Origin of the sequence: Rahnella sp. AN3-3W3 (genome assembly GCF_003263545.1) — a bacterium.
Classification (GTDB): Bacteria; Pseudomonadota; Gammaproteobacteria; order Enterobacterales; family Enterobacteriaceae; genus Rahnella; species Rahnella variigena.
Genome location: NZ_JYDG01000030.1, coordinates 1 through 9,063 on the forward strand (window position 1 = coordinate 1; position 9,063 = coordinate 9,063).

The window sequence follows — 9,063 nt, forward strand, 5'->3', positions numbered from 1 at the left end:
GCCGACGCCCACGACCTTGACCTTAAGGCCAGTTTGGGTGGCAACCCAAGGTTTTGTCGGTGTGGGCCGACGCCCACGGTTTTGAAGTTGCAGTTACGGTTAGAAATTACAGGTCAAGGGTAAATCCCCTTGAAAGTTGTCTTCTTCCTCGGCTCCGACATAATCCCCTCAAGCGCTTCAACGCATTTCAGATAATGGGGGGTTTTCTTGTGCGCCAGCACAGCATCATTATCCTGATAGGCTTCGTAGATAAAGAATCGCGTCGGTACATTTTCGTCCTGCAACACATCAAACCTCAGGTTTCCCGGTTCTTTCACCGCACCTGAATGATTGGCGTGAAACACTTCCAGAAACTCATCCACCTTTTCCGGCTGAACATTAATTTCGACCAGTGTCACTTCCATGATTCACCCCTTTTCGCTCAGGAACAGTTCGTATGCGTGCGCCACGCTGGCATTTTCATGCACCACCGCTTTCACGGCTTTCAGCATGGCGATTGGCGATTCTGACTGGAAGATGTTACGCCCCATATCCACACCGGATGCGCCCTGGTCTATAGCGTTGAAACACATTTCCAGCGCCTCGCGTTCCGGCAGTTTTTTACCGCCCGCAATTACAATCGGCACAGGACAGCCCGCCGCGACGCGTTCGAAACCTTCATCGACGTAATAGGTTTTAATAATGTTCGCGCCCATTTCAGCCGCAATACGGGTTGCCAGCGAGAAGTAACGCTGATCACGCGCCATGTCTTTGCCGACGCCGGTCACCGCCATGGTCGGCATGCCGTAGCGCATCCCCTGATCGACCAACTTAATAATATTTTTAATCGACTGATGCTCATATTCACTGCCGATATACACCTGCGCCGCCATTGCTGCGACGTTCAGGCGCAGCGCGTCCTCTATCGCTACGGCTACGGTTTCATTGGAAAGCTCAGTCAGAATCGAGTTACCGCCGGAAGCGCGCATTACCACTGGCTTATTGACCGCCGCCGGAACCACACTGCGCAGCACGCCACGGGTACACATCAGTACATCGGTATGAGCAAACAGCGGTGCAATATTGATATCGATACGCTCAAGCCCGGTCGTCGGGCCCTGAAAATAGCCGTGGTCGAACGCCAGCATCACTGTACGCCCGGATTCCGGATTGAAAATACGCGCCAGCCGCGACTGCATTCCCCAGTCCAGCTGACCGCTGCCTTTGAGGAAAAACGCATGATTGTCCTGCGGCGTGCCGATGCCGAAGTTCTTGCCGTCTCTGATATCGTCCAGATCTGCCATGTTTATTTCTCCTTAATCGTCAGAAGTCGTATTTGCCGATGTTGTCCTTGGTGAAGACCACGCGTTCCGGCAGTAACACGATGCCGTTGCCTTTGGCCTCATACTGGTAGCCCTGCACGCTGTTCGGCACGACTTCTACCGATCCGACGTTTGGCACATCCAGTTTGTCACCTACATTGAGTTCGCCTTTTTTCAGTAACTGATCGGCGACGTAAACCGAAATCTTGCCCTGACTGACCACGTCCCACAGGCCGAACTGTTTCACCGTCCCGCGCTCAACATACGGGCGCATGACGTTTGGCGTACTGAAGCCGACAATGGTCACATTGGTACGTTTGAGGTTTTCCGCCGCCTGTGCGGCTGCCGGTAATGCATTGGCGTCTGGTGCAATAATCGCGTCGAGATCACCGTAGGATTTCAAAATCCCTTCGGCGGTTTGCAGCGATTTGGTGGCATCGTTATAGCCGTATTGCGTGGTCACGATTTCCCAGCCCGGATGCTCTTTAGCAATTTTGGCTTTCGCCTCTTTTACCCACTGGTTCTGGTCGGTCACCGTCGGGCTGGAGTAGAAAAACGCCACTTTGGCTTTTTCTTTCTTCACCTGGCTGGACGTCATGTCCACCAGCATCGAGCCGAGCTGTTGCGGTGTGCCCTGATTGATGTAAATCGAGCGACATTCTGGTTTGGTGTCAGAATCCCAGGTCAGCACTTTCACGCCGCGTTGCATAGCGCGTTTAAGTGCCGGACACAGGCCATCCGGTGATACCGCCGCGACTACGATCGCGTTGTATCCCTGATTGACGAAGTTGTTGATCATTTGTACCTGACCGGAAACGCTCGGTTCGGTCGGGCCGTCATACGTGACGTCCACACCCAGTTCTTTCCCCGCCGCCGTCGCGCCATTGCCGCCGCTGGTGAAATAGCCGACGCCCACCAGTTTTGGGATAAACGCGATACGTTCTGCCGCCTGCGCACTCACGCAGGCGAGGCTTACGGCGCTGGCAATCAGTAAGGTTTTCATTGTGTTGGCTTTCATCATTAACCCCGGCTTATTTAGAAGACGTCAAGGAAGGAGAAGGCGCAGACCAGCGCTGGCGATAACGCTGGAAAACACTGCGGATAAGACCACGGTTGAGGCTGGCAGAACGACCGATGACCACCAGGATCAATAGCGCGCCGGACAGCGCACTGGAAACCTGACTGGAGACGCCGACCATCTGCAAGCCCTGCTGGAGATACCCGATCAGCAGCGTCGCCAGCGCCGTGCCGAGAATGGAACCTGAACCGCCGTAGATATTGGCGCCACCAAGCACGACCGCCGTGATAGCGGGCATCAGCAAAGCGTTGCCGAGATCAGAACGGGCAGAGCCGAAATAGGATGTCATCAGGATGGCGGCGACCGCGGACGCCAGGCCGGTCATCCCGTAAAGGGCAAACACCGTGCCGCTGACCGGCAATGCGCCATAGCGCGCCACGCGGGCATTCTGTCCGATGAGGAAGACATTGCGACCGGTGCGACTGCGGTGCATCAGCAGCCAGAAAAACAGCGTCGCCAGCAGGAAGATCACCAGCGGCATCGGCAGCTCCATCACCACCTGATTAGCAAAGTTGGTGAACGCATCAGGGAAATTACCGATACCTTCGAAACCCGTCGCACCCGCCAGCCCGGAAAGCAGTAAGGCGCTGCCGCCGAACAGATAAAGCGTGCCAAGCGTGATGACCAGCGGGTTAACCCCGGTATAAAGAATAAGAGCCGCATTCAGCAAACCACAGGCCGCGCCAAGCGCCAGCGTCATGATGATCGCCAGTGCCAGCGGCACGCCAGCCTGACAAAGTACGCCGAGCGCGATGGCGCACAGGCCGATGGTCGAACCGAAGGAAATGTCGATGCCGCCGCTGACAATCACCAGGGTCAGCGGCAATGCCACAATTCCGATGGTGATGAAATCGCTGGTGCTGAACAGCAGCGTATTCGCATCCAGCATGCGCGGATTGGCGAAACCGAACAGTAAGATTTCGATGACCAGTAACGCCAGCAGCGCGATTTCCCAGCCATATTGTTGGAGTTTATTCATCACATCACCCCGCTCTTTTTGCCGGTACTTAACCGGCGGCTGGTATTTTTTGATGGCTGAGATTTACGTTCAGCAGGTTTCTTCTGAAGCGGCGGACTGGCCGTCAGGAAGCGTGAATATTTCTGACGGCGCAGGTTTTTCTCCAGCGCCTGTCGCAACCTGCCGTCGAATACCAGCACCGCCAGCAACACCAGTCCGGCGATAAAATCGTTCCACCAGGCAGGAAGGCGTAACAGCACCAGCACGCTGTCGATTTGTGTCAGGAAATACGCGCCGAGCACCGCGCCGAGTATAGATCCGGTGCCGCCGAGCAGGCTGATACCACCCAGTACGCAGGCGGCAATGGCTTTCATTTCCAGTCCGCTTCCGGTCTGGTTAGGCACAAAACCGATTTGCGAAGCGAAGACAATACCGGCGATGGCCGCCATCATGCCGTTGATGCCGAACGCCAGAATGCGTACGCGGTTCACAGCGACACCCAGTTGCCGCGCACCTTGTAAGTTATCGCCCACCGCGTAAAAACTGCGGCCAAATACGGTTCGGCTGAGCATCCAGAACATCGCCACCAGTAAAACCATCACCAGCCAGCCCAGCGATGAAACGCTGAGAAACACCGGTTCGGACAACGATTTCAGTCCTGCAGGTAAGCCTTCAATCCATTTGCCGCCGGTCATCAGCAACATCAGCCCGCGGTATAAACCCAGCGTGCCTAAAGTGGCGACAATCGCCGGAATGCGCAGCCAGGCCACCAGCACGCCGTTGAATAATCCCGCCAGCAAACCGGTGCCGAGAGTTACCACACAGGCCAGCGGCAGGTTCATGCCGCCGTTGAGCAAAACCCCCAGCGTCACGGCGCAGAGGCCGGTAATGGAACCGACCGACACGTCGATATTGCGGGTGAGCATCACCACCGTCGCGCCCATCGCCAGCAACATCAGAATTTGCGCGCTGCCGAAAATCATGCCCAGCGTCTGAAAACTGAACGACTGCCTGTCCATCGCGCCGAGTAAGGCAAACAAGGCGATGATCGCCATCAGCGCGGTCAGTTCACGGTTGTTTTGTATCCGCTTCAGCATGAAGATCCTCCGGTGGCGGGGGTTTTGGCGTGATTACCAAACGCGATGTGCATAATGTTGCTGACGTTGATGTCGCTGCCCTGCAACTCGCCACTCATTTCGCCCTGATGCATGACAAAGACCCGGTCGGCAAGCCCTTCAATTTCATCAAGATCAGAAGAAATCAGGATCAAAGCCACGTTCTGTTCAACGACATTGCGCAGCAGCTGATAAATATCCGCCCGCGCAGAAACATCGACTCCGCGCGTTGGTTCATCGACGATCAGCACCGCTGGCTGGGCTTCCAGACATTTCGCAATCAGCAATTTCTGCTGATTTCCGCCGGAAAGCGTGCGGGCAGTTTGTGACCCGTCGCGATATTTGATACCCAGCGCACGGTGATAACGCTCCAGCACTGCCGCCTCACGTTTGATATTCAGCCACCAGCTCTGACGGTTGAACGTGAGCGATGTGGTGTTCCAGCTCAGTGGCGCATCCAGATAAAGGCCGGACGCCTGCCGGTCTTCCGGCAAATACACCAGCCCTTTTCTCAGACGTTGTAAGGTGCTAAACCCGCTGATGTCCTGTTGCAACAAAAGCACCTGACCGCTTTGTGCATCCCGCAGGCCATACAGGGTTTCGGCCAGTTCGGTGCGCCCAGCGCCGACAACGCCTGCCAGCCCGACGATTTCCCCGGCGCGGGCGCTGAATGAAATATTGATAAACCCTTCACCGGTCAGGTTTTGCACCTGCAAGACCGGCTGGTTTCCCGACGAATTACGCCGTGCTCCCGGTAAATCCAGCCACAGCTTTTGTTCTGCGGGCAACGCCGCGGCCTGCGTTTGCGGTGTGATAGCCGCAATCAGCGCATCGTTATCCAGCTCAGAAAGCGCGCCGCTGAGCGCAATTTTACCGTCGCGCATCACGCTGACCCGGTCGGCAATGGCGCGGATTTCCGGCAATTTGTGCGAAATGAACACCACGCCGACGCCCTGCGCCGTCAGGTGTCGAACCTGCGTAAACAGTCGGGCGGATTCCGCGGGAGTCAGCGAAGCCGTCGGTTCATCGAGGATCAGCAAACGCGCATCACGCATCAGCCCGCGCAGAATTTCCACCAGTTGCTGATCCGCCACTTCCAGCGTTCCGGCCAGGGAACCGAGCGGCAGATTGCAGCCCAGTTCAGTCAGCGACTGTTGCAGTTTTTTCTCGCTGGCCTGGTGTGCGGGAAGACGGAAAAGAATGTTTTCGCGCACGCTGAGGCTCGGAAACAGCATCGGTTCCTGCGGCACCAGATAGATACCTGCCTGATGTGCTTTGGCGGGTGTCAGCGCCACCAGCGGCGCGCCGCCAAGTCGCATTTCGCCCCGGTCGGCAATCTCGACACCGGCGATGATTTTCATCAGCGTCGATTTTCCCGCGCCATTCCCGCCCAGCAGTGCATGTACCTCACCGCGTTGCAGGCTGAAATCGATATCTTTCAGCACCGCAACACCGGAAAAGCTTTTACTGACACCGCTGACCTGCAACAGCAAGTCCGGGGATGGTGCGTCTGCTGATGAGTTTTCGCTGGACTGCATACGCTGGCCTCAGGTGAGATACATTAAGTGAACAAATGTATTTATTGTTTAACAATGTTCATAAAGCTAGTCTGTGGTGACGCGGAAAACTTTTGCCCTGATCACAGTTTGTTCAACTCATATACTCTGCGTTATGATTCGGGCAGTAATCATTTGAAATTTGCCAAATACATCACAGTTAACAACATTTCGTTAACGAACAATTGATCTACATTTTGATAAGTGTTCACTATGAATGACAAAACAACGCTTTCCGATTTGACTAACCATCCGGAATTCAGCATGGGTGAAGAGGAACTGCTGGCGCGCACAGCGTGGTTCTATTACCACGACGGTCTGACCCAGAATGAGATTGGTGAACGGCTCGGGCTGACGCGGCTTAAAGTGTCGCGCCTGCTGGAAAAAGGCCGGCAATCCGGGGTGATCCGCGTACAAATCAACTCGCGTTTTGAGGGCTGTTTGTCGCTGGAAAACACGCTGCTTGAGCGCTTTGGTTTGCAGCAGGTTCGTGTGCTGCCCCAGCTTGCGGACGGTTCGCTGAGCGCGCGACTGGGCGTCGGCGCGGCGCATATGCTGATGACGATGTTAAAACCAGAGCAATTGCTGGCCGTGGGATTTGGCGAAACCGCCATGAGCACCTTGCAGCATCTGAGCGGGTTTATCGCCTCTCAGCAGATCCGCATGGTGACGCTTTCCGGCGGAGTTGGTCCGTATATGACCGGCATCGGGCAGCTTGATGCAGCCTGCGGCGTGAGCATTATTCCTGCGCCGTTGCGGGCGTCATCAGCCAGCGTGGCGACCATTTTCCGTCAGGAACGCAATGTTCACGACGTGATGCTGGCGGCCTGCGCTGCGGATATCGCCGTCGTCGGCATCGGTTCGCTGAACCAGAAACAGGAGGCGACCATTTTGCGCTCCGGTTATATCAGCGAAGGCGAACAGCTTTTATTTGGCCGTAAAGGCGCAGTAGGCGACATTCTCGGGTTCTTTATGCAGCGCAATGGTGAGCTGGCGGAAAACATGGCGATCCACGACGAACTGATTGCCGTCGCACCGGACGAACTGGCCAGCATTCCGACCGTATTAGGCGTAGCGGGCGGAGTCGAGAAGGCCGAAGCAATTGTCGCCGCACTGAAAGGCAAACGAATAAACGCACTGGTGACTGAAGAGAGCACAGCAAGAGCCATGCTGGCGCTGCTCGGCTGACCCGCAGGGAGTGAGGGGTGTGGCGGTCAGGTAACCGGTGCCCGATAAACTGGCACGAGAGAACATCACGATGACCCCTACCCTGAACTCTGACGACGATCGTAGCTATCTGATGGCGCTGGATGCCGGTACCGGCAGTATCCGGGCGGTAATTTTCAATCTTGAAGGTGAGCAGATTGCCGCCGGACAAGCAGAGTGGATCCATCTCGCCGTGCCGGATGTCCCCGGTTCGATGGAGTTTGATCTGCAAAAAAACTGGCAGCTTGCCTGTCAGTGTATTCGCCAGGCGCTGCATGAAGCGCATCTCCCTGCTTCCGCTATCCGTGCCGTTGCCGCCTGTTCTATGCGCGAGGGCATCGTGCTGTACGACAAATCCGGCGAGCCTGTCTGGGCGTGTGCCAACGTCGATGCCCGCGCCAGCCGTGAAGTCTCCGAATTAAAAGAAATCCACGATTTCGAATTTGAACGCGAAGTCTATGAATGCTCCGGCCAGACGCTGGCGCTGAGCGCAATGCCGCGTCTGCTGTGGCTGGCGCATCACCGGCCTGACATTTACCGGCAGGCAGCCACCATCACGATGATCAGCGACTGGCTGGCGTATATGCTCAGCGGCGAGCTGGCGGTAGATCCGTCCAACGCCGGCACCACCGGTATGCTGGATTTAGCCACCCGCAACTGGCGCCCTGAACTGCTGGATATGGCGGGACTGCGCGCCGATATGCTTTCGCCGGTGGCAGAAACCGGTACCCGGCTCGGCTATGTGACGGCCCGCGCTGCGGATGCCTGCGGCCTGAAAGCCGGTACGCCGGTCGGCATGGGCGGTGGCGATGCGCAACTGGGCACGCTTGGCCTCGGGCTGGTGCGTCCCGGTCAGACGGCGGTTCTCGGCGGTACATTCTGGCAGCAAATCGTCAATCTGCCGCAAGCGGTCACCGATCCGGAGATGAATATCCGCGTCAATCCGCACGTCATTCCCGGCATGGCGCAGGCTGAATCCATCAGTTTCTTCACCGGCCTGACCATGCGCTGGTTCCGCGATGCTTTTTGTACGGAAGAAAAAACCATGGCGCATCGTCTTGGCGTGGATGCCTACAGTTTGCTGGAAGACATGGCGGCGCGGGTACCCGTCGGTGCCTGGGGCGTGACGCCGGTATTCTCGGATGCGATGCATTTTAAGAACTGGTATCACGCCGCCCCTTCATTCATCAATCTTTCCATCGATCCTGAAAAGTGCAACAAACCGGTGCTGTTCCGTGCATTGGAAGAGAACGCTGCCATCGTCTCAGCCTGTAATCTAGATATGATCGCTGCATTCTCCGGCGTACGCGCCAAATCGCTGGTGTTCTCCGGCGGCGGTTCGAAGGGCAAATTGTGGTGTCAGATTTTAAGTGATGTGACCGGCGTGCCGGTGAATGTGCCGGTGGTGAAAGAAGCAACCGCGCTGGGTTGTGCGATTGCAGCGGGTGTCGCGGCAGGCGTGTATTCATCGCTCGCCGACACCGGTGAAGCGCTGGTGCGCTGGGAACGAGAATATCAGCCGGATGTGGCAAATCACGCAAAATATCTGGTGCAGAAAGCCAACTGGCAGGAAGTGTATGCGGATCAGCTTGGGCTGGTGGACAGGCAGCTGACGACGTCGATGTGGAAAGCACCAGGATTGTAGGCTTTTAGAAAGCCTGAACTTTTAATTCAATTAAGATAGTGAGAATTTCGGTTTCTCAATAGCGGTGATCACTTATCGCACTGCGCCGAAACCGCCCAAGAGGGAAAAGTGCTTTTTCCCTCTTGGATCTCCCTTCGCTTTTAACTCCCCGCTACCGCTCGCTGACCATGTTTCAGATACTACAGCGACAGGCTGGAAATCTTG

General features: G+C 56.2%; 8 protein-coding genes. 2 read left to right on the plus strand and 6 right to left on the minus strand.

What is annotated here, in order from left to right:
* Positions 1-113 precede the first annotated feature (113 nt).
* From lsrG to lsrA, 6 genes are read right to left on the minus strand one after another with little or no spacing between them, the layout of a single operon-like run.
* Complete coding sequence (lsrG, locus tag UC15_RS10525) at positions 114-404, minus strand: (4S)-4-hydroxy-5-phosphonooxypentane-2,3-dione isomerase (RefSeq protein WP_112288394.1); 291 nt, start codon at positions 402-404, stop codon at positions 114-116.
* Between the two features lie 3 nt (positions 405-407).
* Positions 408-1,283, minus strand: coding sequence for a 3-hydroxy-5-phosphonooxypentane-2,4-dione thiolase (lsrF, locus tag UC15_RS10530; protein ID WP_112288395.1), 876 nt, complete (start codon positions 1,281-1,283; stop codon positions 408-410).
* Positions 1,284-1,302: 19 nt separating this feature from the next.
* On the minus strand, positions 1,303-2,304 hold the full coding sequence (gene lsrB / locus UC15_RS10535; RefSeq protein ID WP_369964279.1) for an autoinducer 2 ABC transporter substrate-binding protein LsrB: 1,002 nt from the start codon (positions 2,302-2,304) through the stop codon (positions 1,303-1,305).
* A gap of 28 nt (positions 2,305-2,332) precedes the next feature.
* Complete coding sequence (gene lsrD, locus UC15_RS10540) at positions 2,333-3,358, minus strand: autoinducer 2 ABC transporter permease LsrD (protein ID WP_112288397.1); 1,026 nt, start codon at positions 3,356-3,358, stop codon at positions 2,333-2,335.
* Positions 3,358-4,434, minus strand: a complete 1,077-nt coding sequence (gene lsrC / locus UC15_RS10545) for an autoinducer 2 ABC transporter permease LsrC (RefSeq protein ID WP_112288398.1) — start codon at positions 4,432-4,434, stop codon at positions 3,358-3,360. The genes lsrD and lsrC overlap by 1 nt, the downstream gene beginning before the upstream one ends.
* Complete coding sequence (gene lsrA / locus UC15_RS10550; RefSeq protein ID WP_112288399.1) at positions 4,428-5,990, minus strand: autoinducer 2 ABC transporter ATP-binding protein LsrA; 1,563 nt, start codon at positions 5,988-5,990, stop codon at positions 4,428-4,430. Before lsrA ends, lsrC begins: the two co-directional genes overlap by 7 nt.
* Before the next feature lie 231 nt (positions 5,991-6,221).
* Between lsrA and lsrR the strand changes: the two genes are divergently transcribed.
* Positions 6,222-7,196: a transcriptional regulator LsrR gene (lsrR, locus tag UC15_RS10555; RefSeq protein ID WP_112288400.1), complete on the plus strand. Its 975-nt coding sequence runs from the start codon at positions 6,222-6,224 to the stop codon at positions 7,194-7,196.
* A 70-nt stretch (positions 7,197-7,266) separates the two neighbouring features.
* Complete coding sequence (gene lsrK, locus UC15_RS10560) at positions 7,267-8,859, plus strand: autoinducer-2 kinase (RefSeq protein ID WP_165353194.1); 1,593 nt, start codon at positions 7,267-7,269, stop codon at positions 8,857-8,859.
* Positions 8,860-9,063 lie beyond the last annotated feature (204 nt).

Excerpts from the sequence above, each read along its gene's own strand:
- lsrG (WP_112288394.1), bottom strand. The coding sequence starts at position 404 with ATGGAAGTGACACTGGTCGAAATTAATGTTCAGCCGGAAAAGGTGGAT.
- lsrF (WP_112288395.1), bottom strand. The coding sequence starts at position 1,283 with ATGGCAGATCTGGACGATATCAGAGACGGCAAGAACTTCGGCATCGGC.
- lsrB (WP_369964279.1), bottom strand. The coding sequence starts at position 2,304 with ATGAAAACCTTACTGATTGCCAGCGCCGTAAGCCTCGCCTGCGTGAGT.
- lsrD (WP_112288397.1), bottom strand. The coding sequence starts at position 3,358 with ATGAATAAACTCCAACAATATGGCTGGGAAATCGCGCTGCTGGCGTTA.
- lsrC (WP_112288398.1), bottom strand. The coding sequence starts at position 4,434 with ATGCTGAAGCGGATACAAAACAACCGTGAACTGACCGCGCTGATGGCG.
- lsrA (WP_112288399.1), bottom strand. The coding sequence starts at position 5,990 with ATGCAGTCCAGCGAAAACTCATCAGCAGACGCACCATCCCCGGACTTG.
- lsrR (WP_112288400.1), top strand. The coding sequence starts at position 6,222 with ATGAATGACAAAACAACGCTTTCCGATTTGACTAACCATCCGGAATTC.
- lsrK (WP_165353194.1), top strand. The coding sequence starts at position 7,267 with ATGACCCCTACCCTGAACTCTGACGACGATCGTAGCTATCTGATGGCG.